The organism is Chromobacterium sp. LK11 (assembly GCF_001043705.1).
Lineage (GTDB): Bacteria > Pseudomonadota > Gammaproteobacteria > Burkholderiales > Chromobacteriaceae > Chromobacterium > Chromobacterium alkanivorans.
In genome coordinates this window covers 29,185-54,970 of record NZ_LDUR01000003.1, presented here as the reverse complement: position 1 = coordinate 54,970, position 25,786 = coordinate 29,185, and the positions used below count along the sequence as shown (strand labels likewise).

Here is a 25,786-nt window from a genome sequence, read left to right as displayed (position 1 = left end):
GAGTTACCCCAAATGGCAATGACCGCCGCTCAAAAAGCAGACATCGTTAAAGACTTCCAGCGCAGCGAAGGCGACACCGGTTCGTCCGAAGTGCAAGTGGCTCTGTTGACCGCTCGCATCAACGACCTGACCCCGCACTTCAAAGCCAACACCAAGGACCACCACAGCCGTCGTGGCCTGTTGAAGCTGGTAAGCCGTCGTCGCCGTCTGCTGGATTACCTGAAGCGCACCGATGCCGATAGCTATCGCGCATTGATCGCTCGCCTGGGCCTGCGCAAGTAAGGTTGGGTTTTGGAAAAGTCGCAGCGTGCTGCGACTTTTTCATGCCGCATCAAGATCGCGAGCATTATTGCTGTAACAACGGGGGGAGCCTCTAAAAATTCGGATCGGCGCTGTTGGTCGGAATTTTTAGGGGTTCCCGTTGTTTTTTCGGCTTGCGATTATTCGTCACACACAAAAGATTAGGGAAACCCTGTGTTCAATAAAATCACCAAATCTTTCCAGTACGGCCGTCACACCGTCACCCTGGAAACCGGCGAAGTCGCGCGTCAGGCGTCCGGCTCCGTCATCGTCACCGTTGAAGACACCGTCGTGCTGGTCTCCGTGGTGGGCGGCAAGAACGTTAAAGCGGGTCAGGACTTCTTCCCGCTGACCGTGGACTATCTGGAGCGCACCTACGCCGCCGGCAAGATCCCGGGCGGCTTCTTCAAGCGCGAAGGCAAGCAGTCCGAGAAGGAAGTGCTGACCAGCCGCCTGATCGACCGTCCGATCCGCCCGCTGTTCCCGGAAGGCTTCTTCCACGACGTGCAAATCGTCGCCACCGTGATGTCGCTGAACCCGGAAGTGGATTCCGACATCCCGGCGATGATCGGCGCTTCCGCAGCTCTGGCCATTTCCGGTCTGCCTTTCGCCGGCCCGATCGGCGCCGCGCGCGTGGGCTACGCCAATGGCGAATACATCCTGAACCCGACTCGCACCGAGCTGGCCACCTCCGAATTGGATCTGGTGGTTGCCGGTACCGAGCGCGCGGTGCTGATGGTGGAGTCCGAAGCCAAGGAACTGCCGGAAGCCGTGATGCTGGGCGCCGTGGTGTTTGGCCACGAACAGCTGCAAGCCGCGATCAAGGCCATCAACGAACTGGCCGACGAAGTGAACCCGGTGATGTTCGACTGGGCCGCTCCGGTAGCCAATGAAGAGCTGATCGCCCAAGTGCGCGCCATCGCCGGCGAGCAACTGGCCAACGCCTTCCGCCTGCGTCAGAAGCAGGCCCGCACCGTGGCGATCAACGAAGCCTGGGACGCGGTCAAGTCCGGCTTGATCGACGAAAACACCGACACCCTGAAGGCCAATGAGATCAAGGGCATCTTCAAGGGCCTGGAAGCCGAAATCGTTCGCGGTCAGATCCTGGCCGGCGAAGCGCGCATCGACGGCCGCGACACCCGCACCGTGCGCCCGATCAGCATCCGCAACAACGTGCTGCCGCGCACCCACGGTTCCGCGCTGTTCACCCGCGGCGAAACCCAAGCCATGGTGGTGACCACGCTGGGCACCAAGCAGGACGAGCAGATCATCGACGCGCTGGCCGGCGAGTACACCGAGCGCTTCATGCTGCATTACAACTTCCCGCCGTACTCCACCGGCGAAGCCGGCCGCATGGGCCCGCCGAAGCGCCGCGAAATCGGCCACGGCCGCCTGGCCAAGCGCGCGCTGGTCGCCGTGCTGCCGCCGGAATCCGAATTCGGCTACTCGATGCGCGTGGTGTCGGAAATCACCGAATCCAACGGCTCCTCGTCGATGGCTTCGGTCTGCGGCGGCTGCCTGTCGCTGCTGTCCGCCGGCGTGCCGCTGAAGGCGCACGTGGCCGGCATCGCCATGGGCCTGATCCTGGAAGGCAACCGCTTCGCGGTGCTGACCGACATCCTGGGCGATGAAGATCACCTGGGCGACATGGACTTCAAAGTGGCCGGCACCGCCGCAGGCGTGACCGCGTTGCAGATGGACATCAAGATCCAGGGCATCACCAAGGACATCATGCAGGTGGCGCTGGATCAGGCCAAAGAAGGCCGCATGCACATCCTGGGTCTGATGAAGGAAGCCGTGGACGGCCCGCAAGAGCTGTCCGCCCACGCTCCGCGTCTGTACGTGATGAAGATCAACCCGGACAAGATCCGCGAAGTGATCGGCAAGGGCGGCGAAACCATCCGCGCCATCACCAAGGACACCGGCTGCGAGATCAACATCGAAGAAGACGGCACCATCACCATCGCTTCGGTCAGCAACGAAGGCGCGGAAGCCGCCAAGAAGCGCATCGAAGAGATCACCGTTGAAGTGGAAGTGGGCAAGGTGTACGAAGGCACCGTGGTCAAGATCCTCGACAACAACGTCGGCGCCATCGTGTCCATCCTGCCGGGCAAGGATGGTCTGGTCCACATTTCCCAGATCGCCAACGAGCGCATCAAGAACGTGGCCGACTATCTGAAAGAAGGCCAGGTAGTGAAGGTCAAGGCCATCGAAATGGACGACCGCGGCCGCATCCGCCTGTCCATCAAGGCCCTGCTGGAAGAAGAAGCCAAGACCGCGCAGGCGACTGCCGACTCCTTCGGCCTGAAAACCCAGTAAGCCAGCCTGAGCGCCGCTTCTTTCGGGAGCGGCCGCCGGCTAGCCCCACCCCCTGCCTTGGCAGGGGGTTTTTTACGACTGCGAGATGAGCGCGATGGATGAGATTCGTATCGAGTTCAGCGGCGGCAAGGCGCTGCTGCTGGTCGGAAGCGGCCTGGCTTTTGTCGCCATCGGCTATTTCGTGTGGACCGGGCCCGATACCGGCGTCAGCCTGATCCAGCGCTACGGCGCCGGGGGCGCGGCGATGCTCTTCTTCGGCGGCTGCTGCCTGCTGGGCTTGCGCCAATGGCTGCAGAACCCGCCGGCGCTGGTTTTCAACGCGCTGGGGCTGTGGGATCACTCCAGCCAGATCGCCGTCGGGCTGATTCCCTGGGCGGACATCGTCGGCTGGGAGGTCTCGGCGGTGCGCGGCCAGAAATTTTTGATCGTCAAGGTGAGGACGCCGGAGACGTATCTGAGCAAGCTGGGGCCGGTGGCGCGGCTGTTCAGCCGCTTCAACTTCATGTGTTACGGCAGCCCGATCGCCATTTCCTCAAGCGCCTTGCAAGCGAGCTTAGACGAAGTGCTGGCGCTGGTGGAGCGCTACCATGGACGCTACGGCTCGGCGCCCGCCGGTTGGCTGTAGCCGTCGATATTCACGCCGAGCGCTTTGCCCTCGGCGTTTTTCTTGCTTGCTTCTCAGGGTTGGGCCGGCTTGACCGCCATCCCGCGCGCCAGCAGCCTGGCGCTGTCGCGGCACCAATTGTCGATCAGGCCTTGCAGGGCCTCCAGCTTGACCGGCTCGCCGCGCTGGCGGCTCTTGTCGCCCTTGCGCAGATTGACGCTGCCGGCCAGCAGTTTGCCGTTATTGGCGTCTTCCAATTGTCCCATGCTGGCCACCTTGGTCAGATAAGGCTCCTTGCCGGCGGCCAGCCGGCCCAGATTGAACACCGCCTTGATCGGCAGAATGTCCAGCGCTTCCACGCCCGGCCGCTCCTGGGCCATGCCGGTGACGGCCACGCGCAGGCGGGCGCTGTCCGGCAGCGCTTCGCGGCTGACCGGGATGCCGACCTTGTGCAATTCCTCGGTCATCCGTTGCTGGAAATAGGCGGCGATCCGGTTCTCCTCGCCGCTTTGTAGTAGCTGCCAGTCGCCGTCCGGCTGGTGGCGCATGAAGTACAGCGGCTCTATCACGATGGATTTGTAAGCGCTCAGCTGCGCGTCCGGCGCCCGGTACAGCTTTTGCGAGGCGTCGCGGTCCGCGGCCTTGAACGCCGTCAGCGGCAGGCTGAACACGGTTTGCGGGGCCGAGGCGTCCTGGGCCTGCGCGGGCAGGGTGGCCAGCAACAGCAGGCCGAGGGCGAGAGTCTTGCGCATCGATGCGCTCCTAATGAGGGTTGAACGGCGGCGCGCGGCCCGCCGGCGATGACGGATTTTGCGGCAACCGCGGCTAGACCGGCGGCATGGCGCGGGCGTTCCCGGGCTTCATAGATCTTTGCATTCCGGCCATCTCATGTTAGCCGTCCGCGGCGGGAGAGCGCGATTTTGATCTTGAGCATTGAATACCACATTAATACCAGTTAGCCTGTGCCCACGGTGGCATGCGGATGACGTACGGGAGGCGCGGCGGGGGAGTTCCGCCGCGCGGCGCGCCACGCAAATCGCAGAGGTGAGCATGAGGACGAAACAACTATTGGCGGCGGGCCTGTTGTCGGCCAGCGCGCTGGCTTGGGCGCAGCCGGATGTCGCGGCGCTGGCGCGGGATTTGTCGCTGAACATGGCGGTGGACAGCAATAAGGGGGCGGCCGCCGGCGCGCCCTGCGTGGAGCTGGGCGCGGACTGGGGCAGCTGTCTGAAAGGGCGGCTGATCCTGCAAAACCACGGCTCGGCCGCGGTGCCGGCCAAGGATTGGAGCCTCTACCTGCACAGCATACGCCGGCTGCTGAAGCTGGACAGCCCGGACTTCGAACTGAGCCGTCTGACCGGCGACCTGTACCGGCTGACGCCCAAGCCCGGCTTCGCCGGCATCGCCGCCGGCGCCAAGCTGGAGCTGCCGTTGGTGGCCGAGTACTGGATGTTGCACAACAGCGACGTGCTGCCGCGGCCCTATCTGGTGGCCGACGGCCAGCCGCCGGCGGTGCTGGCGCGCAATGACGACGACGACGCCAGCTATTTGCTGCCGCTGCCGGGCGAGGAATGGAAGTCGCCGGCGGGCGAGGCGAGGCCCTTGATGGACGCTGGCGAGCGCTACCGCGAATTCGCGCGCCGCGGCCCGCAGCTGGCCGCCGCCGACGTGGCCGCGCGGGTGATTCCCGCCGCGCTGCGCGTCAAGCGCGACGGCGGCAAGGCGGCGGCGGGCGGTCTGAGCTGGCGGCTGCCGGCCTTGTCCGCGGACGCGCGCGCGGCGCTGGCGCAACGCAGCCGCCAACTGGGGCTGGCCGGGCAGGGCCTGCCGGTCAGCGGCGCCGTGGTCAAGGGCTTGCCGGCCGACATCGCCGTCGCCGGCGGCTACCGCCTGCGGGTGGGGCGCGGCGGCGCGCGCATAGACGCGCATGACGCCGCCGGCCTGTTCTACGGCGCGCAGACCTTGCTGGGCCTGATTCCGCAGGGCGGCGGCGAGATTCCGGCGCTGACGGTGGAAGACGCGCCGCGCTACGGCCACCGCGGCTTCATGGTGGACGTGGCGCGCAATTTCCGCCAGCCGGCCACGCTCAAGCGCCTGATCGAGCAGATGGCCGCCTATAAGCTCAACAAGCTGCATCTGCACCTGTCCGACGACGAGGGCTGGCGCTTGCAGATCAACGGCCTGCCGGAGCTGACCGAGGTCGGCGCGCGTCGCTGTCACGATCTGAACGAGGACCGCTGCCTGCTGCCGCAACTGGGCTCGGGTCCGGACAACCGTTCCGGCGGCGGCTATTTGAGCCGCGAGCAGTATGTGGAACTGCTGCGTTACGCCAAGGCGCGCTTCATCGAGGTGATCCCGGAAATCGACATGCCGGCGCACGCGCGCGCGGCGGTGATGGCGATGGAGCGGCGCTACCGTCACCTCAGCCAGTTGGAACAGCCGGAGGCGGCGTCGGCCTACCGGCTGATCGATCCGCAAGACCGCTCCAACACCCTGTCGGTGCAATTCTACGACCGCCACACCTATGTCAATCCCTGCGTGCCCGGCGTGCCGCGCTTTGTCGACAAGGTGGTGTCGGAAGTGGCCGCCATGCACCGCGAGGCCGGCGCGCCGCTCGCCACTTGGCACTTCGGCGGCGACGAGGCCAAGAACATTCTGCTGGGCGGCGGCTTCCAGGACCTGTCCGGCACGGACCCCGGCAAAGGCAAGATCAAGCTGGCGGAGCAGGACAAGCCCTGGGCGCGCTCGCCGGCCTGCCGCGCGCTGCTGGCGCAGCGGCCGGGGAAAACCGTCGCCGATCTGCCCCTGCAGTTCGCCGAGGACGTCAGCCGCATCGTCGCGCGCCACGGCATCGCCGCCATGGGCGCCTGGCAGGACGGCTTGAAGGGCGCCAAATCGCCCAAGGACTTCGCCACCGCCAAGGTGATGGTCACCGAGTGGGACACCTTGTTCTGGGGCGCGGCCAAGGAGGCGCACGAGTTCGCCAACAAGGGCTTCCAGACGGTGCTGGCGATGCCGGACTATCTGTACTTCGACTTCCCCTACGAGCTTAACCCCAAGGAGCGCGGCTATTACTGGGCCTCGCGCGCCACCGACAGCTACAAGGTGTTCAGCTTCGCGCCGGATAATCTGCCGCAGAACGCCGAAGTGATGCCGGACCGTCAGGGCAAGGCCTTCGAAGTGCCCAGCGAGTCCGCGCCGGCGCGCTTCGCCGGCATCCAGGGCCAGGCCTGGAGCGAGGTGATGCGCAGCGACGCCCAGTTCGAGTACATGGCCTATCCGCGCTTGCTGGCGCTGGCCGAGCGCGCCTGGCACCGCGCTGGCTGGGAACGGCCTTACCGTCAGGGCGAGCGTTACCAATTGGGCGTCAGCCAACTGGTGGACCGCGCGGCGCTGAACCAGGACTGGCAGCAGTTCGCCGCGGTGCTGGGCTGGCGCGAGACGGCCAAGCTGGAGCGCGCCGGCGTCGGCCTGCGCATCGCGCCGCCGGGCGTGGCCAGCGGGACGGCCGGCGTGCTGACGGAGTTTCCCGGCCAGGCGCTGCAGTCCTCGCCGGACGGGCGCAGCTGGACGCGCTACCGGCCGGGCCAGGGCGCGGAAGCGCCGTATTGGCGCGGCGTCAGTGGCAACGGCGCGCGCTTTAGCCGGCAGGAGGCGCGCAGCGGCGACTGAGCGCCGATGCGGGCAAGACTGGGACGCTCGGGCCGCCGGCCCGGGCGTTTTTCATGGATGAGCGGTTTTCCGGCGTTGATAAGACAATAGAGTTGATCTATCTTGATGCTCCCGCAGCACGCCTGCGGGCGGCGCTTGCAGCCGGATTGGCAACAGTTTTCCACTGTAATGGATGTTGTCGGACAAAATTTATTGCGCTGTATCAAGGAATGTATACGGCGGTGTCGCAAACCGGATATGGGTTTGCGACGGGCTTACCTTAGAATCATTGAAACTTCATGAAATCGTCGATAAAGCCGGCACCACGACTGGCCTGGATTTCATCAGACGGATAAGAAACAAACGATAGAGCAGGAAGGGAACCATCAAGATGAGCAATACTGTCACGCGCGCCGATTTCGACCAGGTCATGGTCCCCAATTACGGCCCGGCCGGCTTCATTCCGGTCAAGGGCCTGGGTTCCCGCGTCTGGGACCAGAGCGGCCGCGAATTCATCGATTTCGCCGGCGGCATCGCCGTCAACTCGCTGGGCCACTGCCACCCGCAGCTGGTGGCGGCCTTGACCGAGCAAGCTTCCAAGCTGTGGCACGTGTCCAATGTGTTCACCAACGAGCCGGCCTTGAAGTTGGGCAAGCTGCTGACCGAGACCACCTTCGCCGAGCGCGTGTTCTTCTGCAACTCCGGCGCGGAAGCCAATGAAGCCGCCTTCAAGCTGGCGCGCAAATACGGTTCCGACCACTTCGGCCCGGAAAAGAACCAGATCCTGGCCTGCAAGAATTCCTTCCACGGCCGCACCCTGTTCACCGTCAGCGTAGGCGGCCAGCCCAAGTACACCGAAGGCTTCGGCCCGGTGCCGGGCGGCATCGCCCACTTCGAATACAACGACATCGAGTCGCTGAGGGCGGCCATCTCCGACCGGACCTGTGCGGTGGTGATCGAACCCATCCAGGGCGAGGGCGGCGTGATGCCGGCCGACCAGGCCTTCCTGCAAGCCGCGCGCGAATTGTGCGACCAGCACAACGCGCTGTTGGTGTTCGACGAAGTGCAGAGCGGCGTAGGCCGCACCGGCTCGCTGTTCGCCTACCAGGAATACGGCGTGACCCCGGACATCCTCAGCTCCGCCAAGGGCATAGGCGGCGGCTTCCCGATCGGCGCGATGCTGACCACCGAGAAAGTGGCCAAGAGCTTCGGCATCGGCACCCACGGCTCCACCTACGGCGGCAATCCGCTGGCCTGCGCGGTGGCGCACAAGGTGCTGGAGCTGGTCAAGGAGCCGGCGGTGCTGGACGGCGTGCGCGCCAAGCACCAGCGCTTCGTCGACGGCCTGAACGCGATCAACGCCAAATACCAGGTGTTCAAGACCGTGCGCGGCATGGGCCTGCTGCTGGGTTGCGTGCTGACCGACGCTTACGCCGGCCGCGCCAAGGAGTTTCTGAAGGCCGCTGAAAAGCAGGGCCTGATGTTGCTGGTGGCCGGCCTGAGCGTGGTGCGCCTGGCGCCGTCGCTGGTGATCGAGGATAAGGACATCGACGAAGGCCTGGCGCGTTTCGACGCGGCCGTCGCCGAACTGGTCGCCGGTCAATAAGCGCCCGCGGCACCGATTCCGGGCGGCCGCCGGCCGCCCTTGCTCCAGACACAATACCGTTATCCGCCCACGTTCCTGTCCTCGGCAGGCGCGCGGGCGATGCTGCGCCGCGGTCTCGCCGCGGCACGGCCGGATTTCAGCGATAGGGGAGATGTCCCATGCTTACCGTGCGTCCCGTCCGCACCTCCGATCTGCCCGCCATCGAACGCATGGCGGTGGCCAGCGGCATCGGCGTCACCAGCTTGCCCAACAACCGGGAAAAGCTGTTCGAGCGCATCCAGCAGTCCGTGTCCGCCTTCGAGCACGAAGCCATCGGCGACTCCGGCTGCGAATACTATATGTTCGTGCTGGAGGAAGACGGCCAGGTGCTGGGCACCGCGTCCATCAACGCCTCCGCCGGCTTCGACGAGCCCTTCTACAGCTACCGCAGCGAAATCTTCGTCCACGCCTCGCGCGCGCTGAAGGTCAACAACCGCGTGCACGTGCTGAACATGTGCCATGACCTGACCGGCATGGTGCAGTTGTGCGGCTTCTACGTGGACGGCCATCTGGAGCCCTTGGCCGCCGAGCTGCTGTCGCGCGCCCGGCTGCTGTTCATCGCCAGCAAGCGCGAGCGCTTCGGCCGCCGCGTGATCGCGGAGATGCAGGGCATCCACGACGACGCCGGCCAATCGCCGTTCTGGAACGCCATCGGCCGCCGCTTCTTCAATATGGATTTCCTGCAGGTGGAGCAGGCCTTCGTCAGCCACAGCAAGACCTTCATCGCCGAGCTGATGCCCAGCTACCCGATCTACGTGCCGCTGCTGCCGGACGAGGCGCAGCACTCGATAGGCCAGATCCACGCCAGCTTCGAACGCTCCTGCCAGCTGCTGTGCAACGAGGGTTTCGAAGCCGACAACTACATCGACATCTTCGACGGCGGCGCGGTGCTGACCGCCGAGGTGGACCGCCTGAAAACGCTGGAAAACAGCCGTTGCTACCCGGTGGAAGTGCTGGCCAGCCTGCCGGAGCAGGCGCAGCCGCAGTTGTTGAGCAATCTTGAATCCAGCGAGTTTTCCGCCGCGGTGTGCCGCGTGGCGGTGGTGGACGGCGTCGCCTTCATCAATCCCGACGCCGCCCGCGCGCTGGGCCTCGCCAGCGGCGGCCAGGTCCAGGTGGCCGGCCTGCAGCAGAAGGAGTCCGCAGCATGATGTTCATCCGCCCCGTAGCCCACAAGGACCTGGACGGCCTGATGAATCTGGCGCGCAGCGCCGGCGTCGGCCTGACCTCGCTGCCGGTCAACGAAGAGCGGCTGTCGCGCCGCATCGCCCGCTCGGTGCTGTCCTTCGCCGGCGAACTGGACAAGGCCGACCAAGGCTATGTCTTCGTGATGGAGGACGGCGCCACCGGCGCCATCGCCGGCATCTGCGCGCTGGAAGCCGCAGTGGGCCTGAAGGAGCCGTGGTACAACTACCGCGTCGGCACCATCGTCCACGCCTCCGAGGAGTTGGGCGTCTACTCGCGCCACGACACCCTGTTCCTGTCCAACGACCACACCGGCTATTCCGAGCTGTGCACGCTGTTCCTGCACCCGGACTACCGCGCCAACCGCAACGGCGGCCTGCTGTCCAAGAGCCGCTTCCTGTTCCTGGCCCAGTTCCCGCAGCTGTTCGGCAAGCTGGTGGTGGCCGAGATGCGCGGCGTGTCCGACGAGGCCGGCCGCTCGCCGTTCTGGGAAGGCCTGGGTCGTCATTTCTTCTCCATCGATTTCGCCCACGCCGACTACCTGACCGGCGTCGGCCAGAAGGCCTTCGTCGCCGAGCTGATGCCCAAGCACCCGGTCTACATCGACTTCCTGCCGCCGGAGGCGCAGGCGGTGATCGGCCAGACCCACGAAAACACCCGCCCGGCGGTGGCGATGCTTGAGTCCGAGGGCTTCCGCTACGAAGGCTATGTCGACATCTTCGACGCCGGCCCGACGGTGCAGACCTATACCAGCGAAATCCGCGCGGTGAAGGAAAGCGCGGCGGTGGCGGCGCGGCTGGCGGACCCGCTGCCGGAAGGCGACAAGAACTTCTATCTGGTGTCCAACGACTCGCTGGCCGGCTTCCGCGTCATCCTGGCCGAGACGCTGGCGCCCACCCATGAAATCCTGCTGACGCCGGAACAGGCGCAGGCGCTGAACGTGGAAGAGGGCGGCCATCTGCGCTGCGTCGCGCTCTACCCCAAGGAGAATGCATAGTGAGCAGCTTATTCATCAACGGACAGTGGCTGGAGGGCGCCGGCGCGGCGCTGAGCAAAACCAATCCGGCCGACAATAGCCCGCTGTGGCAGGGCCGCGCCGCCGACGCCGCCCAGGTGGACGCCGCCGTGGCCGCCGGCCGCGCCGCGTTCAAGCACTGGGCGCGCACGCCGCTGGACGCGCGCGTGGCGGTGGCCAAGCGCTTCGGCGAACTCCTGAGCGCCAACAAGGACGCGCTGGCCCGCGTCATCGCCCAGGAAACCGGCAAGCCGCTGTGGGAGGCGCAGACCGAAGTGACCACCATGGTCAACAAGGTGGACATCTCGCTGAAGTCCTACCACGAGCGCACCGGCGAACGCGCCGCCGCCATGGGCGACGCCCAGGCGGTGCTGCGCCACAAGCCGCACGGCGTGGTGGCGGTGTTCGGCCCCTACAACTTCCCCGGCCACCTGCCCAACGGCCACATCGTGCCGGCGCTGTTGGCCGGCAACGCGGTGATCTTCAAGCCGTCCGAGCTGACGCCGTGGACGGCGCAGGAAACGGTGCGGCTGTGGGCCGAAGCCGGCCTGCCGGCCGGCGTGATCGCGCTGCTGCAAGGCGCGCGCGACACCGGCGCGGCGCTGGCCGGCCACGCCGGCATCGACGGCCTGTTCTTCACCGGCAGTTCCGCCACCGGCGCGCTGTTGCACAAGAATTTCGCCGGTCATCCGGACAAGATCCTGGCCTTGGAAATGGGCGGCAACAATCCGCTGATCGTGGAAGGCGTCCAGGACATCGACGCCGCCGTCCACCACATCGTCCAGTCCGCCTTCGTCTCCGCCGGCCAGCGCTGCACCTGCGCGCGCCGCTTGCTGGTGCCGCAAGGCGCCTGGGGCGACGCGCTGCTGGCGCGGCTGGTGGAGGTGACGGCCAAGCTGCGCGTCGGCAAATACGACGCCGAGCCGGCGCCCTTCATGGGCGCGGTGATCTCCAGCGCCGCCGCCGAGGCGCTGCTGCAGGCCCAGGCCGCGATGCTGGCCGCCGGCGGCAAGGCGCTGCTGGAAATGCGCCGGCTGACGCCGGACGCGGCGCTGCTGAGCCCGGGCATCATCGACACCACCGCCGCCGCGCGTCCGGACGAGGAATACTTCGGCCCGCTGCTGCAAGTGGTGCGCTACGCCGATTTCGATCAGGCCATCGCCATCGCCAACGACACCCGCTTCGGCCTGGCCGGCGGGGTGCTGTCCGACGAGCGCGCGCTGTACGAGCGCTATCTGCTGGAAAGCCGCGCCGGCGTGGTCAACTGGAACAAGCCCTTGACCGGCGCCTCCAGCGCCGCGCCTTTCGGCGGCATCGGCGCTTCCGGCAACCATCGCGCCAGCGCCTATTACGCCGCCGACTACTGCGCGTATCCGGTGGCCTCGCTGGAATGCGACAGCCTGGCCGTGCCGGCCCAACTCTCGCCGGGGATCACGCTGTGAACGCCTATGAAGTGAATTTCGACGGCCTGGTGGGTCCGACCCACAATTACAGCGGCCTGTCCTTCGGCAATGTGGCGTCCACCAGCAACGTCAGCGCCGCGTCCAACCCCAAGCTGGCCGCCAAGCAGGGCCTGGCCAAGATGAAGGCCTTGCACGACCTGGGCTTCAAGCAGGGCGTGCTGGCCCCGCACGAGCGTCCGGACGTGGCCAGCCTGCGGCTGCTGGGCTTTGGCGGCAGCGACGCCGAGGTGGTGGCGCGCGCAGCGAAGGAAGCGCCGGCCATCCTGGCGGCGGCCTGCTCGGCCTCCTGCATGTGGACCGCCAACGCCGCCACCGTCAGCCCGTCCGGCGACACCGCCGACGGCCGCGTGCATTTCACTCCGGCCAATCTGAACAATAAATTCCACCGCTCGATCGAGCATCCGACCACGCGCCGGCTGCTGCAGGCGATGTTCGCCGACGAGTCCCGCTTCGCCGTGCATCCGGCCTTGCCGGCGCAAATGCACTTCGGCGACGAGGGCGCGGCCAACCACACCCGTTTCTGCGCCGAGTACGACGGCCCGGGCGTGGAGTTCTTCGTGTTCGGCGCGGCGGCTTTCGACGCCCGCTATCCCAAGCCGGCCAAATTCCCGGCGCGCCAGACCCTGGAAGCCTGCCAGGCGGTGGCGCGCTTGCACGGCCTGAGCGCGGAGCGCGTGGTCTACGCGCAGCAGGACCCGGACACCATAGACGCCGGCGTGTTCCACAACGACGTGATTTCGGTGGGCAACCGCCAGGTGCTGTTCCACCACCAGAAGTCTTTCCTCAATCAGCAGCAGGTGCTGGCCGAACTGAGCGCCAAGCTGGCCGCGGCCGGCGGCGACTTTGTGTCGGTGGAGGTGCCGGCGGCCGAGGTCAGCGTAGAGGAGGCGGTGAAGAGCTATCTGTTCAACAGCCAGCTGCTGTCCAGGCCGGACGGCAAGATGATCATCGTGGTGCCGGAAGAGTGCCGCAATCAGCCGCGGGTCTGGGCGTACCTGAGCAAGCTGGTCGCCAGCGGCGGGCCTATCGCCGAGGTCAAGGTGTTCGACCTCAAGCAAAGCATGCAGAACGGCGGCGGCCCCGCCTGCCTGCGCTTGCGCGTGGCGCTGTCGGCGGCGGAAATCGCCGCGGTCAATCCCAAGGTGCTGATGAGCGACGCGCTGTTCGCCACGCTCAACGGCTGGGTGGACCGCCACTACCGCGACCGGCTGAGCAGCGAAGACCTGGCCGATCCGCAGTTGCTGATTGAGAGCCGCACCGCGCTGGACGAGTTGAGCGGCATCCTGGGCCTGGGCTCGGTGTATCCGTTCCAGCTGGGCTGAAGCAAGCGGAACCCGCGCCTGATTTCGAGTCGGGCGCGCTAGCGAAACAGGCCGGGATTCCCGGCCTGTTTTGCGTTTGAAGCGACGGCGTCCGTCCGGATGCGCCGCTCTTGTCGTCGGGATGATGACAGCTTTCCTTTCCCCATAAACTGTACTGATTGATGGTATCTATTTGGAAAATGTCATCTATTTTTGGTTTTTAATGTTGTTTGACATGACAAAAGTCATGTGATAGCTTGAATGACATTGGAATATATTGATCGGTACGGCTTGCCGATCTAGGCCTCCAGGCCATGGGGGACACGGGTTTGCGGCGCGGCCGGCAGCGGCGGCGCGGCGGTCTGGATTCGGCGGGGGTGGAGAGGGCGAGGCGCCTGCTGCGCTTTTGCAACGGGATGCGGCCTGGCCTTTAGTACTGACCGGGCGGGCGGCGGGTTTGGACGCCGGAACGGACGCGGCGCGTCTCCGGCGATGCTTTGGCGGTTTGTGGTTGTTGTTGATTGCGAATGAGAGTGCCGGTTGGGTTTTCCGCCGCTGCGACGCGCAGTTCATCGCGGCTCCTTTTGTCTTGAATCCACTTCAAGTGCCAATACACCATGAAATATCACTGCATCGGCATCGGCAGCGGGCCGTCCAATCTGAGCGTGGCTTCGCTCTTGCACGGCCAGCACGACATCAAGAGCATTTTCTTCGAACAGAAGCCGGCCTTCTCCTGGCACGACGGCATGATGATTCCCGGCGCCGGGCTGCAAGTGTCCCTGTTCAAGGACCTGGTCACGCTGGCGGACCCGACCAACCGCTTCTCCTTTGTGTCCTATCTGCATCAGCACGGCAGATTGCTGCAGTTTCTCAACGCGCGTTTCGATCAGGTGTCGCGGCTGGAATTCCGCGACTATCTGAAATGGGCGGCGGAGAGCAACGACAACATCTGCTTCGGCGAGCGGGTGCTGGAGGTGGATTTCGTCGACGGCGCCTACGTGGTGCAGACCAGCAAGCGGCGGGTGCAGGGCGACAACGTGGTCGTCGGCGTCGGCATCGTGCCGGAGGTGCCGGACTTCGCGCGCTCCTGTCTGAACGAGAGCACGCATTTCCACGTCAACGACTTCGCCGCCAAGTCCGGCGTCACTGCCGGCAAGCGCGTGCTGGTGATCGGCGGCGGCCAGTCCGGCGCCGAGGCGGTGCTGGAGCTGCTGCGCCGCGGCGGCGACCAGGCGCCGGCCGCGCTCAGCTGGCTGTCGCGGCGGGAGAATTATTTTCCGCTCGACGATTCCCCCTTCACCAACGATCTGTATACGCCGACGCATTCCAATTATTTTTACGAGCAGGACGAGACCTTCCGCCGCGAATTCCTCAAGCGCAACCTGCTCAGCAGCGACGGCATTTCCGAGTGCACGCTGCGCAGCATCTACCAACAGATTTATACGTTGCGCTTCATCGCGCGCGCGCCTATCGACATCCGGCTGCTGCCCTTCCGCGAAGTGCGCGCCATCAGCCAGCACGGAGAACACTGGTCCGTCGCCGCCAGCCACCTGGGCGTCCATGAGTCCGAAACGCTGGACGCGGACGTGGTGATCTGGGCCAGCGGCTTCAAGCCGGCGCCCACCCCCTTTCTGCAGCCGCTGCGGGAGAGGCTGGAGCGCGAGGGCGAGGAGATCGCCGTCGACCGCGATTACGCGGCGCTGGGCAAGCTGCCGCGCAACCGCAGCCTGTTCATCCTGAACGCCATCCGCCAGCAGCGCGGCCTGGCCGATCCCAACCTCAGCCTGACCGCCTGGCGCAGCCAGATCGTCATCAACCGCATGCTGGACGCGCCGCGCGCCGGCAATGCGGACGCCGCCTTCGTGTCCTGGGCGCCGCTGGCCGCGACGCGCGCGGACGAGCGCAAGAACAAGAGGGAATGGGCATGAGGGCGCCGCATATCGTCGTCGTCGGCGGCGGCATTCTCGGCTGCACCATAGCCTCGCGCCTGCTGGAGCGCGAGCCGCGTGCCCGGCTCACCCTGGTGGACCGCGGCCTGATCGGCTCGGGGGCGTCGATGTATTCCGCCGGCGTCCATTTCCCGGTGGGCCGCTCCGAGCGCGTGCGCCGCCTGAGCGCCGCCAGCGCCGATTACTACCAGACCCTGAGCGCCGGCCATCCGCAGCTGCCGATGCACGGCTTCGACTTCTTCGTCGCCGCCGACGCGGCCGACGCCGAGGCGGTGCGCGCCCGCTGCGCCGGCCTGCTGCCTGTGACGGCGGAGGAGAGGCTGAGCCTTGCGTCGGACTTGCCGGCCGGCCGCGAGCTGTGGCGGCTGCCGGCCTGCCATGTGACGGATGTGCAGGCGCTGGCGCTCTGGCAGGCGCGGCGTCTGCGCGAGCGCGCCGAAGTGCTGGAGGGCGTCGGGGTGGAGGCGCTGGACGAGGGCGCCGACGGCGTCCGCGTCGTCCTGTCCAGCGGCCGGACGCTGGCCGCCGACGCCGTGGTGCTGGCCCCCGGCCCATGGGCCAACGAGGGCTGCTGGCGCGAGCTGACCGCCGCGCTCGGCATCCGCGTCAAGAAAGTGGTGGCCCTGCATCTGCAGCGGCCGCCCGAGGAGGGGCGGGCGCTGTTCTTCCCCGTCGAGGACGCCTTTCTGGCGCCGCTGCCGCATCGCGGGCACTGGCTGTTCAGCTACACCTGCCAGCAATGGGACCCGGCGCCCGAAGCGGGCCGGCTGGAGGCCCGCGAGATCGCCGAGGCGCGCGAGGCGCTGCTGGGCGTCGCGCCGGCCTTGGCGCCGCTGCTGGGTTCGGGCCGGGTGTTCTGCGACGCCTACAGCCCAAGCCGCGAGCCGCTGGCGCAATATGTCGGCCGCCATCAACGCATTCTGTTCGTCGGAGCGGGCAACGGCTCCGGTTATCGGCTGGCGCCCGGCATCGCCGCGGAGGCCGTCGCCCTGCTCAACCCCACACTCACCAACGGATAGCCGACCATGGACATCATTGACTTGAACCAAGCGCAGCGGGCGCCCGCTTTTGGCATCGAAATGGCCGCCATCGCCGGCCTGGGCGAGGGGGAGCCGCTGCGCCTGGCCTACGGCGTCGTCGAGCCGGGCGGGGAAAGCCGGCCGCACAAGCACGACGAGCTGGAGGCCTTCCTGATCCTCAGCGGCGAGGGCGTCATCGACGCCGACGGCCGCCGCCAGCCGGTGAGCGCCGGCCATCTGGCGCTGTTCAAACCGTTCGAGATGCACGTGCTGCGCAATACCGGCACGCAGCCGCTGCGCTTCTGCGACTTCTACTGGCGGGACCCGGCCCGGCGCGCCGCCGCCGCGCGGGACAACGGCGCCTCGCGCTTGCAGGGGCGTCCGGTGTTCGTGTTCTCCACGCCGCCGACGCCCAACGGCGACCTGCATCTTGGCCATCTGTCCGGCCCCTATCTGGGCGCCGACGTCTATGTGCGCTTCCTGCGCGCCAGCGGGCACGAGGCCTACCACCTGACCGGCAGCGACGATTACCAGAGCTATGTGGTGGGCCGCGCCCGCCAGGAAGACAGCAGTCCCCAGCGGGTGGCCAGCCATTATTCGGCGGAGATCAAGGCCACGCTGGACCTGATGGACATCCATCTGGATCAATACACCGTCACCACCCGCGACCCCGGCTACGCCGCCGGCCTGCGCGATTTCTTCTCGCGGCTGGTGCGGGGCGGCGCGGAGCTGCGCTCGGACGCGGCGCTGTTCGACGCCGAAACCGGCGATTATCTGTACGAGGTGGACGTCGCCGCCAAATGCCCGAGCTGCGGCTCGCCCTGCGGCGGCAATATCTGCGAGGAGTGCGGCGAGCCCAACAATTGCGTGGACCTGGACGCGCCGCGCTCGCGGCTGTCGGACGCGGCCCCGGTCACCGGCGCCATCCGCCGCTACATGATCAATCTATCCGCCTTCAAGGACGCGGTGGAGCAGCATCAGCGCCTGGGCAAGGTGTCGCCGCGCTTGCAGCAGCTGGCGGAGCGGGTGCTGGCGCGCAAGGACTACTGGGTGCCCATCACCCACCCGGCGCAATGGGGGGTGCCGCCGGCGGAGGAGGTCGAGGGCGAACAGGTGATCTGGGTGTGGCCGGAAATGGCTTACGGTTTTCTGCACGGCATCGCCGCGCTGGGCGGCCGGCTGGGCAAAGCGTGGAAAGCCGACCAGCCGCAGCTGGACTGGAAAATCGTCCATTTCTTCGGCTACGACAACAGCTATTACCACTCCATCCTGTACCCGGCCTTGTACCGGATGGCCTTCCCGGACTGGCGCTGCGACATCGACTACAACGAGAACGAGTTTTATCTTCTCGACGGCCTGAAGTTCTCCACCAGCCGCCGGCACGCGGTATGGGGCAAGGATATCCTGAGCCCGGACAGCGTGGACGCGGTGCGTTATTACCTGGCGCGGACCCGCGGCGAACAGGAGCGCACCAATTTCACGCTGGACGATTTCCACGCGCGGGTGGAAGGGACGCTGCTGGGCCAGTGGCAGGTCTGGCTGGCCGGCCTGGGCGAGCGCCTGCGGCAGGATTTCCAGCAAGAAGCGCCGGACGCCGGCAGCTGGACCGCCGCGCACACCGCCTATTTCGACACGCTGAACCAGCGGCTGGCCAGCCTGAAAATCCATTACGGCGCCGATGGTTTCTCGCTCAACCGCGTGGCGGAGGAACTGGACGCGCTGGTGGCCGGCGCGCTGCGCTTCGCCCAATCGAACGAGCGCATCCGTCGCAACCCGGCGCTGCGCGACGAGTACCGGACCGCGATCGCGCTGGAACTGGCCGCGGCGCGGCTGCTGGCCCAGACCGCCGCCCCCTTGCTGCCGCGCTTCGCCCAGCGCCTGGGCCGCGCCTTGGGCATGGAGCGCGTCGACGTCTGGCCGGATAGCGCGACGCTGACGCCGCCGGGCACGTCCCTGGACCTGGCGGAGCAGCGCTTCTTCACGCCGCTGCGCCAGCCGGCCGGCCCGCGGGAGGCGCAGGCATGAGCGGGCTGATTCCTCAAGCGCCGCGCGGCGAGGCCGTCGACCTGATCAACGCCATCGCGCTGCGCCGCTGCGACGATGAGCGGCATGTGATCCGTTTCCGCCAGGACGACGAGGTGCGGGTCTGGACCCTGGCCGAGCTGGACCGCAAAGCCGCGCGCGTGGCCCGCCGCTTGCGAGCGCTGGGTTTGCGACCGCGCGACCGCATCGGCGTGATGTCGCTGAACCGCATCGAGTTCGTGCTGTTGGACCTGGCCATCCTGAAGCTGGGCGGCGTGACCGCGGGTTTCGAAGCCGGCCGTTACCGGCCTGAACAGATCGTCGACATCTACGGGCTGAAGGCGCTGTTCGCCGAAGGCATCGCCAGCGGCGGCGCGTTTTTCGACATCGCCGAGATCCAGGCCTGGGCGGAGGGCGCCGAGACCGAGGCCGCCGAGCCGCCCATGCACGCCGGCTATGACGCGGCCGACATCTTCGCGATCAAGTTCACCTCGGGCAGCACCGGCGCGCCCAAGGGGCTGGAGGCCACCGTCGCCAGCGCCAACAGTTCCATCAATGACACGCAGACCCTGTTCGCGCATCGGGACGGCGACAATCTGCTGGTGTTCCTGCGCCTGGTGCTGTTGCAGCAACGCTACTGGATCTACTCGGCGCTGGTCTACGGTCATGACCTCACGCTGTCCAATCTGGAGCAGGCGCTGGACATGGCCAGCGCCTGCGCGCCTACGGTGGTGATGGGGGTGCCCGGGTTTTACGAAGAACTGCGTGGCCGGCTGCTGAGCCGGCACGGAGACAGCGCGGCCGCCGAGCGCGGCGCACAGATCCAGGCCGCGCTGGGCGGCCGCGTTCGTTATTTGTGGACCGGTTCCGCGCCGGCCAGCCGGGACGTGCTGGAGTTCTTCAATCATGCCGGCGTGCCGCTGTACGAGGGCTATGGCAGCAATGAGGCCTGCATCGTCGCCAAGAACCACCCGGGCGCCTTCCGCCTGGGCAGCGTGGGCCAGGTGCTGCCCGGCAAGAGCGTCCGCTTCGACCAGGACGGCATCCTGATCGTGGCCAGCCGCCATCCGGTCAATTGCCGCTATACCTGGTGCGATCCCGGGATCAATGAAAAGAGCTTCCTGCCCAGCGCCGAGGTCAAGACCTGGGACCTGGGCCATCTGGACGCGGACGGCTTCCTGTACATCCACGGCCGCATCGACGACATCGTTACGGTGACCAACGGCCGTAACGTGCTGGTGCGGCCGATAGAGGAGGGCTTGCGCCAGCACCCGCATATCCGGGAAGGGGTGCTGTACGGCACCGGCAAGCCCTTTGTCACGGCGATTTTGTCCCCGGACCTGGCCGCGGCGGACGCGGAGGCGTTGCGCCGGCATGTCGCGACGATGAATCAGGGGCTGTTTCAGGAGGAGCGCATCCTGGCCGTTGTCATCGCCGAGGAACCGTTTTCCATCGAGAACGGCCTGCTGAGTTCCCAATTCAAGCCCAAGCGCAAACTGATTTATCAGCGTTACGCGGCGCAACTGGACGAGATCTACGCCCGCCACGCGCGGACGCCGGAAGCGTTTTCCGAGGCGGCGGCGTATGTGCGGGATTGCCGGACGCCGCAGCCCTCCCTGAACCGCGACCCCGCCTAAACCCATGCAAGGAGCAAGCCATGACCTGGCGTAATCTGAAAGACCTCACCCTGGAAAACGAACGCGTGCGTCTGCGCCGGATTCAGATCGGCGACTACGCGGCTTTCGAGCGCATCGTATTCGAGCCCGCCATCTGGGAATACTTCGTCGCCCGCATCCAGACGCCGGACGATCTGGGACGCTTCATCGAGCAGGCGATACAGGACACCCTCAACGGCACGCGCATCGTGTTCGCCATCATCGACCGCCAGACCGACCGCATCGTCGGCAGCACCGCCTACGGCAATCTGGCCGAGGGCGAGCGGCGGCTGGAGATAGGCTGGTCCTGGCTGTGCCGGGACGCGCGCCGCACCGGCATCAACCGCGCGGTCAAGTTCGAGCTGCTCAAGCACGCCTTCGAGGCGCTGGAATGCGAGCGCGTGGAGTTCAAGACCGATGTGCTCAACGCCGGCGCCCGCGCCGGCCTGGCCGGCATCGGCGCGACGGAGGAGGGGGTGTTGCGCAGCTTCAACTTCATGCCCGGCGGCCGCCGCCGCGATGTCATCTACTACAGCGTGCTGCGCCGGGAGTGGGAACAGGTTCGCGACGAACGCTTCGCGGCGCTGGCCGCCGCGGCCAAGCCTTGAGCGGAAGCCGCCCCCTCATCAGCCATCGGAACAGGAAGGCCCCGCCTTCCCGGGAGCTTGAACATGAGAACGGAAGATTTCACCTTTGACGCCAACGGGCAGCGGCTGGCCGCCACCCGGGTGCAGCCGGAAGCCGGCGCGGCCAGCAGCATACTCACCCTGCACGGGCTGGGCCACATGTCCAACCGGCACACCATACGCTATGTGATCGACCACCTGGCCACGCATGGTCTGGGCTCGGTCTGCTTTGAGTTCTCCGGCAACGGCGACAGCAGCGGGGTGATGGAAGAATCATGTCTGCAGCGCCGCTACGGCGAAGTGCTGGCGGCGGCGGAGCACCTGGACAAGCGCGAGCCGCTGACCTTGATCGGCACCAGCATGGGCGGTCATCTCGCCGCCTGGCTCGCGCCCGTCTTGAAACCCGCCTGCCTGGTGCTGTTCTGCCCGGCCTGCTATCCGGCCGACGCCGTCGAATCCAAGTTCGACGGCAGCCTGGCCCGGCCGGGCTCTTATCCGGACTCGCCGGCCTATGCCGGCATCGGCGAATTCGGCGGCGACTTGCTGATCATCGGCGCCAGGAACGACGCGGTGGTACCCGCCGAGGCGCTGGACGGCTACCTGGCGGCGGCCCGGAACGCCCGTAGCAAGCACATCGTCTGGCTGGACGACTGCGATCATTTCATCCATCGCTGGCTGCCGCACCAGGACGCGCTGCGGCCGCGGCTGCTGAAAACGATACGAGACACTGTCCTGCAAGCGCGCGCTCGCTGATAAGCCCATTGGAGGAATCCATGCAAAACGCTCCCATTCTGATTGAAGAGAACATCTTGAAACGGCGCGATGTCGCCAGCATCGATATCGTTGAAAACGCTTTTTCGAACGGCCCGGTGGCCGAGGCCTTGCGGCAGGCGCCCAGCATCGAACGCCGCAAAGGCTTGAGCAAGGAGGCGTTTGATCGGGAGTACCGCGCTGGCCAGCGGCCGGTGATCCTGGAAGGCTATGCCGCCGACTGGCCGGCGGTGCGCAACTGGAGTTTCGAGCGCCTGGCCCAGCGCTGCGGCGACACGCCGGTGGTGGTCAACAGCTATAGCAGCCAGCGCTCCGCCCAGGCCAGCTTCGCCGAATTCGTGGCCATGATGATGAACAACGAAGGGCCGGACACGCAGCCCATCTATCTGCAGGAATGGTACTACAAGGCCTCCCGCCCGGAGCTGGCCGCGGATCTGCCCGAGATGGACATCGCCCAGTACGATTTTCGCCGCGATTTGTACGGCGAGGTCATTTCCACCAACCACCAGCTGTGGCTGGGCCAGCGCGGCGGCGTCACCCGGCTGCATCAGGATTCCTACACCATCGATGTCATGCATGTGCAGCTGGTGGGCGAGAAACATTGGATCGTCATGGGGCCGGAGGCGAAGCTGGCGGAAACGGCGGACGGCGGCGCGGACCTGGCCGCGCTGGCCCAAGACCCGGCCACCCAACTGATGCAATGCACCTTGAAGCCCGGCGATGTGCTGTACCTGCCCGCCTTGTGGTTCCACCGCATCAAGCTGCTGAGCAACTCGATAGGCCTGGGCCGCAAATGCCTGGACCAGGCCAATCTGCAAACCCACATCCGGCAGCGGATGGCGGAATTGCTGGCGCTGGCGCTCAACCCGGAAGAGGTCAAGCTCACCCACCCGGAGCTGTTCAATGTGGTGATGATGCGCAACCGGGTCTGGGCCAAGCGCATGGGCATCGATTTGTCGAAACTGAGGCCTTGAGCCGGCGCCGGCCTGGCCAGGACATACCTAAATTAGAGTCTGTTCAAAATCTTATGAATAGGCTCTTAGAGGAGAAGAGAATGAAGCAAGCGCACGTGCTGGTCGTCGGGGGACTGGACCACACGCTGGACAAACTGGAGCAACTGGGCGTCCGCTATTCGATGATGCAGACCCTGGAGCGCGTCAACGAGCGGCAGTACCGCGCGGCCACGCGCTACGCGGTGATGGATTACGAGGATATGGAGGAGGTGCTGTTGCTGGCGCGGGCCTGGCATGCCAGGGACCCGTTCGACGCGGTGGTGTCCTTCACCGAATACGGCCTGCATCCGGCATCGCAATGCGCGATCGAGCTGGGCATTCCGGGCGACAACCTGGAGGCGGTGCTGCATACCCGCGACAAGATCAAGATGCGCGAGCTGCTGGGCCAGCATGGTCTGAGCCCGGTGCAGTACCGGGTTTGCCAAAGCGTGGACGACGCCAGGGTCTTCTTCCGTGAGCTCAAGGGCGAAGCGATGGTGTTGAAGCCGTTTGCCGGCGGCCTGAGCGAAGGGGTGTTCTTCGTTGACGCGGAAGCGCATCTGGAAGCGCGCTGGAACGGTTCCCGCGCGGTGATGGACGGCCCCATCCTGGCCGAGGAATTCCTGCACGGCCCGGAATACAGCGTCGAATCCATCTCCATCAACGGCCGCCATCAGATCGCGATGATCACCGAGAAGGAAACCACGGCGCTGCCGCGCTTCATCGAGCTGGGCCACCAGGTGCCGGCGCGGCTGGACGAGGCGCAGCAGGCGGCGGTCAAGGAACTGGTCACCCGCTTTTTGGACGTCATCGGCCAGAAAACCGGGCCCGCGCACACCGAGATCCGCCTGACCCCGTCCGGCCCCCGCATCATCGAGTCGCAGACCCGGGTGGGCGGCGACCAGATCTGGGAAATGTGCGAGATGGTCAGCGGCGTCAACCTCACCGGCGAAACCGTGGCGGTGCTGACCGATTCGCCGCGGCCGGAGCGCAAGCCGGTGGCCCAGGCCGCCGCCATCCGCTTTTTCTCCTACGAGAACGCCCGCATCCTGGACGTGCGCGGCATCGAGCAGGCGAGAAGCGCGCCGGGCGTGGTCCGGCTGGATTGCCAATTGCAAGCCGGCAAGCGCTACGACACGCTGAAGTCGTCCAACTCGCGCCAGGGCTATGTGCTGTGCGTGGGCGACACCATAGAGCAGGCCGTCGCCAACGCCGAGGCAGCGCGCGACGCGGTGCAAGTGGCCTGGGAGCCGCTGGCCGAGGAATAGGGGTCGCAGATCCTGCCGGCAGGCCAGTCCGTCGCGCATGCTTTCACGCCGCGCGGCGGACTTTAACCGTTTCTTGAATCCATCCGAATCAAAGACAGGCAAGCATGAACTCGCATCCGGTCCGGCGCAGCGTGCTGTACATCACCGCGCATTACATCATGACCTATCTAGGCTACTACGGCCTGGTCTCCACCCTGGTGGTCACTCTCAACAAGGGCGGGTTCAGCGCGGAACAGATCGCCATGCTGGTCATCCTGTTCACCTTGACCACCAAGGCGGCGAAGATACCGCTGGCGCCGTGGCTGGACCGGATGGCGGCGACGCATTCCGTGTTGATAGGCTGCGGCATGGCCGCCGTCGGTTTCTTGCTGCTGTATTCAGCCCAGGGCTTTTATCTGACCGCTTGTGCGCTGACGCTGTCCGGCACCGGCATTTCCATCAACGCGCTGGCGAGCAAGCAATTGGCCGCGGCCACCAGCGACATGATGGACAACCGCGCCAAGCTGTTTTCCATCACCTATATCGGGATCAATATCGCGGCGGCGGCGGCGGCGCCGCTGGCGCTGTTCCTGGTGGCCCAGGGGCAATACCGACTGGTGTTGATCGGCATCGCCGTTTCCTATTGCATCGCCGGCGTGGTGACCTTCCTGAATTTCACCAAGCTGGGCATGAAACGCCCCGGCGGCGGCGCGCCGTCGTTCCGCTCCTATTGGAATCTGCTCTACCTGCCGGGCATGGCGCCCTTTCTGCTGATCAACTTCTTATGCTGGCTGCTGTACGGCCAGCTGTTCAATGTGCTCGCGCTCCATGTCTCGGAAACGCTGGCGCTGCCCGGCAAGCTGGGCTGGTTGTACTCCTTGAACGCCTTGCTGGTGATCGCGCTGCAATTGCCGGTCACCCATCTGGCCCACGGCTGGAGCGGCGGCAAGCCGCTGGGCATCGTCCGTTCCTCCTACGCCACCTTCGCGCTGGCCTTCATCATGCCCTTCATTCTCCCTGGCTATGGCGGCGCGCTGGCCTTTGTGTTGCTGTTCACTTTCGCCGAGATGATGTTCGCGCCGAGCATGGACGTGCTGCTGCTGTCCTTGATCGGCAAGGAAAGCCGCGCGGTGGGCTATAGCGTGCTGTCCATCAGCACCGCGCTGGGGGAATCGCTGGGCGGGGGCATGGGGGTGGCGGTGTACCGCTGGATGGCGGACTACGGCCATGCCGGCCAGTTCTGGCTGCTGCTCACCGGCCTGTCGCTGCTGTGCATCGCCGTCGCCTATGTGTTGCAGGAGTCCAGCGCCGGTTTGCGCTCGCTGGCGGCCGGCGCGGCTTAGAACCTGTTTACGATCTGCTGCGCGTCGGCGATACGGCGTTGAAAACAGCTTCGAAATGCTCATGTACCACTTGTACATTCCGCTTTCTCAGCGGTTTTCGCCTTGTCTCGCCTTAGCTCGCGAAATCGTAAACACGTTCTGCGCGACGCGCGGCAGAGCGTAAACCGGTTCAGTGGCGGATCTGGGTGCTGCCGGCCTCCGCCAGCGCCTCCAGCAACAGCGCGGTGCTGGCGCCGGGCAGGCTGAACGGGTCCAGCCGCGTCTGGGCGGAATAGCGCAGCAGCAGCGAGGCGTTGAGCTTTTCCATCATCACCTCGGCCATGCTCCAGTTGGCGAAGCGGCGTTGCTCCACTTCCTGGTAGTCCAGCAGGGTCAGGCATTGATGGCGCGGGTCGTGGGCCAGTTTCTGGTACAGCAGATTGACCTCGGCGCGGCCGCCTTCCAGCGATTGCACGAACACATCCTTGCTGTAGCACAGCACCCCGGTGATGCCCTGGGGCGGATTGTATTTGCGCGCGGCGATCATGATGTCGTCCACCAGATCGCTGTCTATCGATTTGTGCGCGCGGCTGCAGTAGGTCAGGCGTACCAGCATGAGTCTCCCCTTGGATGCGAAGAGGCCGCGCCGGATCGGCGCGGCCTCGTTTTCATCTTAGCCGCTGCGCGCCGGCTTGCCGCC

20 protein-coding genes are annotated in these 25,786 nt (G+C 66.2%); 18 read left to right on the top strand and 2 right to left on the bottom strand.

From position 1 onward, the window contains the following. Window positions 1-12: 12 nt before the first annotated feature. From rpsO to VK98_RS01625, 3 genes are all read left to right on the top strand, one after another. Window positions 13-282, top strand: coding sequence for a 30S ribosomal protein S15 (gene rpsO / locus VK98_RS01635; protein ID WP_019104449.1), 270 nt, complete (start codon window positions 13-15; stop codon window positions 280-282). A gap of 192 nt (window positions 283-474) precedes the next feature. Next, window positions 475-2,619: a polyribonucleotide nucleotidyltransferase gene (gene pnp / locus VK98_RS01630; RefSeq protein ID WP_048412378.1), complete on the top strand. Its 2,145-nt coding sequence runs from the start codon at window positions 475-477 to the stop codon at window positions 2,617-2,619. Window positions 2,620-2,704: 85 nt separating this feature from the next. Next, entirely contained in the window at window positions 2,705-3,244 is a 540-nt protein-coding gene (locus VK98_RS01625) for an STM3941 family protein (RefSeq protein WP_156187730.1), read from the top strand. A 53-nt stretch (window positions 3,245-3,297) separates the two neighbouring features. On the opposite strand, the gene VK98_RS01620 is transcribed toward VK98_RS01625, so the two are convergent. Further along, on the bottom strand, window positions 3,298-3,975 hold the full coding sequence (locus tag VK98_RS01620; RefSeq protein WP_048412376.1) for a DUF3313 domain-containing protein: 678 nt from the start codon (window positions 3,973-3,975) through the stop codon (window positions 3,298-3,300). 298 nt (window positions 3,976-4,273) lie between these two features. Between VK98_RS01620 and VK98_RS01615 the strand changes: the two genes are divergently transcribed. The 15 genes from VK98_RS01615 to VK98_RS22615 all read left to right on the top strand — a co-directional run bounded on the left by VK98_RS01615 (window position 4,274) and on the right by VK98_RS22615 (window position 25,107). Beyond that, window positions 4,274-6,895, top strand: a complete 2,622-nt coding sequence (locus VK98_RS01615; RefSeq protein WP_048412375.1) for a family 20 glycosylhydrolase — start codon at window positions 4,274-4,276, stop codon at window positions 6,893-6,895. A gap of 370 nt (window positions 6,896-7,265) precedes the next feature. After that, the gene (locus tag VK98_RS01610; RefSeq protein WP_048412374.1) at window positions 7,266-8,480 is read left to right on the top strand and encodes an aspartate aminotransferase family protein; all 1,215 of its coding nucleotides are present in this window, start codon (window positions 7,266-7,268) and stop codon (window positions 8,478-8,480) included. 158 nt (window positions 8,481-8,638) lie between these two features. Beyond that, window positions 8,639-9,670, top strand: coding sequence for an arginine/ornithine succinyltransferase subunit alpha (aruF, locus tag VK98_RS01605; protein ID WP_048412373.1), 1,032 nt, complete (start codon window positions 8,639-8,641; stop codon window positions 9,668-9,670). Then, complete coding sequence (gene astA, locus VK98_RS01600) at window positions 9,667-10,701, top strand: arginine N-succinyltransferase (protein ID WP_048412372.1); 1,035 nt, start codon at window positions 9,667-9,669, stop codon at window positions 10,699-10,701. The genes aruF and astA overlap by 4 nt, the downstream gene beginning before the upstream one ends. Continuing rightward, window positions 10,701-12,161: a succinylglutamate-semialdehyde dehydrogenase gene (gene astD, locus VK98_RS01595; protein ID WP_048412371.1), complete on the top strand. Its 1,461-nt coding sequence runs from the start codon at window positions 10,701-10,703 to the stop codon at window positions 12,159-12,161. The genes astA and astD overlap by 1 nt, the downstream gene beginning before the upstream one ends. Beyond that, window positions 12,158-13,504 (top strand): N-succinylarginine dihydrolase, encoded by a 1,347-nt coding sequence (gene astB, locus VK98_RS01590; RefSeq protein WP_197082927.1) that lies wholly within the window; start codon window positions 12,158-12,160, stop codon window positions 13,502-13,504. The genes astD and astB overlap by 4 nt, the downstream gene beginning before the upstream one ends. A gap of 596 nt (window positions 13,505-14,100) precedes the next feature. Beyond that, complete coding sequence (locus VK98_RS01585) at window positions 14,101-15,411, top strand: lysine N(6)-hydroxylase/L-ornithine N(5)-oxygenase family protein (protein ID WP_048412369.1); 1,311 nt, start codon at window positions 14,101-14,103, stop codon at window positions 15,409-15,411. Further along, window positions 15,408-16,451 carry an FAD-binding oxidoreductase gene (locus tag VK98_RS01580; RefSeq protein ID WP_048412430.1) on the top strand — a complete coding sequence of 348 codons (1,044 nt, stop codon included), beginning with the start codon at window positions 15,408-15,410 and terminating at the stop codon, window positions 16,449-16,451. The genes VK98_RS01585 and VK98_RS01580 overlap by 4 nt, the downstream gene beginning before the upstream one ends. Window positions 16,452-16,457: 6 nt before the next feature. After that, window positions 16,458-18,476, top strand: coding sequence for a class I tRNA ligase family protein (locus VK98_RS01575; RefSeq protein WP_048412368.1), 2,019 nt, complete (start codon window positions 16,458-16,460; stop codon window positions 18,474-18,476). Further along, entirely contained in the window at window positions 18,473-20,110 is a 1,638-nt protein-coding gene (locus VK98_RS01570) for an AMP-binding protein (RefSeq protein ID WP_053077169.1), read from the top strand. Before VK98_RS01575 ends, VK98_RS01570 begins: the two co-directional genes overlap by 4 nt. A gap of 20 nt (window positions 20,111-20,130) precedes the next feature. Next, window positions 20,131-20,736, top strand: coding sequence for a GNAT family N-acetyltransferase (locus tag VK98_RS01565; protein ID WP_048412367.1), 606 nt, complete (start codon window positions 20,131-20,133; stop codon window positions 20,734-20,736). Window positions 20,737-20,799: 63 nt separating this feature from the next. Next, window positions 20,800-21,507, top strand: coding sequence for a carboxylesterase (locus VK98_RS01560; protein ID WP_053077168.1), 708 nt, complete (start codon window positions 20,800-20,802; stop codon window positions 21,505-21,507). A 20-nt stretch (window positions 21,508-21,527) separates the two neighbouring features. Next, window positions 21,528-22,499, top strand: coding sequence for a cupin-like domain-containing protein (locus VK98_RS01555; protein ID WP_048412366.1), 972 nt, complete (start codon window positions 21,528-21,530; stop codon window positions 22,497-22,499). Between the two features lie 80 nt (window positions 22,500-22,579). Further along, entirely contained in the window at window positions 22,580-23,785 is a 1,206-nt protein-coding gene (locus VK98_RS01550) for an ATP-grasp domain-containing protein (RefSeq protein ID WP_048412365.1), read from the top strand. 104 nt (window positions 23,786-23,889) lie between these two features. Then, a complete protein-coding gene (locus tag VK98_RS22615) occupies window positions 23,890-25,107 on the top strand; it encodes an MFS transporter (protein WP_053077167.1) in 1,218 nt (405 codons plus the stop codon). 169 nt (window positions 25,108-25,276) lie between these two features. Here the strand turns inward: VK98_RS22615 and VK98_RS01540 are convergent, their stop codons facing one another. Continuing rightward, window positions 25,277-25,702 carry a BLUF domain-containing protein gene (locus tag VK98_RS01540; protein WP_048412364.1) on the bottom strand — a complete coding sequence of 142 codons (426 nt, stop codon included), beginning with the start codon at window positions 25,700-25,702 and terminating at the stop codon, window positions 25,277-25,279. Window positions 25,703-25,786: the final 84 nt, after the last annotated feature.

What these genes read in the sequence shown, in the direction of transcription:
- VK98_RS01560 (WP_053077168.1), top strand. Translation starts at nt 20,800, where the DNA reads ATGAGAACGGAAGATTTCACCTTTGACGCCAACGGGCAGCGGCTGGCC.
- VK98_RS01625 (WP_156187730.1), top strand. Translation starts at nt 2,705, where the DNA reads ATGAGCGCGATGGATGAGATTCGTATCGAGTTCAGCGGCGGCAAGGCG.
- rpsO (WP_019104449.1), top strand. Translation starts at nt 13, where the DNA reads ATGGCAATGACCGCCGCTCAAAAAGCAGACATCGTTAAAGACTTCCAG.
- VK98_RS01610 (WP_048412374.1), top strand. Translation starts at nt 7,266, where the DNA reads ATGAGCAATACTGTCACGCGCGCCGATTTCGACCAGGTCATGGTCCCC.
- VK98_RS01540 (WP_048412364.1), bottom strand. Translation starts at nt 25,702, where the DNA reads ATGCTGGTACGCCTGACCTACTGCAGCCGCGCGCACAAATCGATAGAC.
- aruF (WP_048412373.1), top strand. Translation starts at nt 8,639, where the DNA reads ATGCTTACCGTGCGTCCCGTCCGCACCTCCGATCTGCCCGCCATCGAA.
- VK98_RS01570 (WP_053077169.1), top strand. Translation starts at nt 18,473, where the DNA reads ATGAGCGGGCTGATTCCTCAAGCGCCGCGCGGCGAGGCCGTCGACCTG.
- VK98_RS01565 (WP_048412367.1), top strand. Translation starts at nt 20,131, where the DNA reads ATGACCTGGCGTAATCTGAAAGACCTCACCCTGGAAAACGAACGCGTG.
- VK98_RS01555 (WP_048412366.1), top strand. Translation starts at nt 21,528, where the DNA reads ATGCAAAACGCTCCCATTCTGATTGAAGAGAACATCTTGAAACGGCGC.
- VK98_RS01585 (WP_048412369.1), top strand. Translation starts at nt 14,101, where the DNA reads ATGAAATATCACTGCATCGGCATCGGCAGCGGGCCGTCCAATCTGAGC.
- VK98_RS01620 (WP_048412376.1), bottom strand. Translation starts at nt 3,975, where the DNA reads ATGCGCAAGACTCTCGCCCTCGGCCTGCTGTTGCTGGCCACCCTGCCC.
- VK98_RS01575 (WP_048412368.1), top strand. Translation starts at nt 16,458, where the DNA reads ATGGACATCATTGACTTGAACCAAGCGCAGCGGGCGCCCGCTTTTGGC.
- astA (WP_048412372.1), top strand. Translation starts at nt 9,667, where the DNA reads ATGATGTTCATCCGCCCCGTAGCCCACAAGGACCTGGACGGCCTGATG.
- VK98_RS01580 (WP_048412430.1), top strand. Translation starts at nt 15,408, where the DNA reads ATGAGGGCGCCGCATATCGTCGTCGTCGGCGGCGGCATTCTCGGCTGC.
- VK98_RS22615 (WP_053077167.1), top strand. Translation starts at nt 23,890, where the DNA reads ATGAACTCGCATCCGGTCCGGCGCAGCGTGCTGTACATCACCGCGCAT.
- VK98_RS01550 (WP_048412365.1), top strand. Translation starts at nt 22,580, where the DNA reads ATGAAGCAAGCGCACGTGCTGGTCGTCGGGGGACTGGACCACACGCTG.
- VK98_RS01615 (WP_048412375.1), top strand. Translation starts at nt 4,274, where the DNA reads ATGAGGACGAAACAACTATTGGCGGCGGGCCTGTTGTCGGCCAGCGCG.